This window comes from Cellulomonas septica, from assembly GCF_012396155.1.
Classification (GTDB): Bacteria; Actinomycetota; Actinomycetes; order Actinomycetales; family Cellulomonadaceae; genus Cellulomonas; species Cellulomonas septica.
In genome coordinates this window covers 1-1,501 of record NZ_JAAXOY010000772.1, presented here as the reverse complement: position 1 = coordinate 1,501, position 1,501 = coordinate 1, and the positions used below count along the sequence as shown (strand labels likewise).

Here is a 1,501-nt window from a genome sequence, read left to right as displayed (position 1 = left end):
CGATCGCGCACTGCACGCGCGGCCTCGGCATCTGGGAGTGGGCGGGCACCGAGGTCCCGGGCGAGAAGCCGGACGTCGTGCTCGCCGCGGCGGGCGACGCGACGGGTGCGGGGGATGCGGCGGACGGGACCGGTGCGGACGGGGTCGGCCGCGACGGACCGCCCCACGTCGTGCGGACGAAGAACCACATCGTCGGGACGACGAACGCGACCCAGGCGATCGCCTCGACCTTCGTGGTCGCGGGGGAGAAGTTGAGGACGCCCTTGAGGAGCGTGCCGTACCAGCTGGTCGGCGGGATCGTCGCGGAGACGTCGAACGCCAGGTCGTGCAGGCCGGGCAGGATGCCGGCCTCCTGGAGGTCGTGGACGCCGTACGACAGCACGCCGGCGGCGACGAGCACGAGGAACGCGCCCGTCCAGGCGAAGAACCGGCGGAGGTCGACGCGCACAGCACCGCGGTAGAGCAGCCACCCGATCAGCACCGCGGTCGCGAGGCCGAGCGCGGCGCCGAGCAGCGGCGTGACGTCGCCGTCGGACCCGCTCGTGGCCTGTGCGCCGGCCCACAGGAACAGCGCGGTCTCGAGACCCTCGCGGCCCACGGCGAGCAGCGCCATGACGACGACGGCCCGCTTCCCGGCCTCGACCGCGTCGTCGAGCTTGTGCTGCAGGTCCGCCTTGAGGTGACGCGCGGTGCGCGCCATCCAGAAGATCATCCAGGTGATGAGGCCGACGGCCACGATCGACAGCGTGCCGCCGATGGCCTCCTGCGCCTCGAACGACAGCCCCGACGGGCCGAACGTGAGGAGCGCGCCGAACGCGAGCGACACGGCGGCGGCGACGCCGACCCCGGTCCACAGCGCGGGCAGCAGGTGCCGGCGGTCGGTGCGCACGAGGTAGGCGACGAGGATGCTGACGACGAGGGCGGCCTCGAGGCCCTCGCGCAGGCCGATCAGGTAGTTCGCGACCATGACGCTTCCCGGGAGTGGGGCAGTGAGGCGAGGCTTACCTCACCGGGGCGCGACGATACTCCCGTCCGGATCGTCCCCGCGACGTCTGTCCGCGACGCGTGCTGTGACCCCGCTCACGCGGTGGCGGCGCCATGGGTCGCGTCGTCGGTCGCGTCGGGACCGGCCTCCAGACGTCGCCGCAGGTCGGGCCACGCGTCGCCGAAGGCGGTCAGCAGCGGCAGGTCGGCGACCTCGTCCACGGGCACCCAGCGGACCTCGACGCTCTCCGCGTCGGTCGCCCTCGGCTCGGCCGGGTGGATCTCGTCGGCGAGCACCGTCGTGTAGGACCAGTCCGGGTGCCGGAGCACCGACGAGCCGGTCGCGCGCACGTGCGACGGGTCGATGCCGGCCTCCTCGGCGGCCTCCCGCAGCGCCCCCGTGACCGCGTCCTCGTCGGGCGCGAGCGCTCCGCCTGGCAGGCCCCACGTGCCGCCCTGGTCGCTCCACGGCGCGCGGTGCTGCAGGACGACGGCGACGGGCGCCCCCGACGCGTCG

General features: G+C 74.5%; 1 protein-coding gene and 2 pseudogenes. 1 reads left to right on the top strand and 2 read right to left on the bottom strand.

The window, feature by feature from the left end; all coding sequences use genetic code 11:
• Window positions 1-2 precede the first annotated feature (2 nt).
• Window positions 3-59, top strand: a pseudogene (locus HGA02_RS21875) (hypothetical protein); the annotation flags it as partial.
• Between the two features lie 23 nt (window positions 60-82).
• Here the strand turns inward: HGA02_RS21875 and efeU are convergent.
• Window positions 83-967, bottom strand: a pseudogene (efeU, locus tag HGA02_RS21290) (iron uptake transporter permease EfeU); the annotation flags it as partial.
• A gap of 113 nt (window positions 968-1,080) precedes the next feature.
• Window positions 1,081-1,501: NUDIX domain-containing protein (locus HGA02_RS19015; protein WP_168680925.1), on the bottom strand; the 421-nt coding region annotated here is incomplete at its 5' end.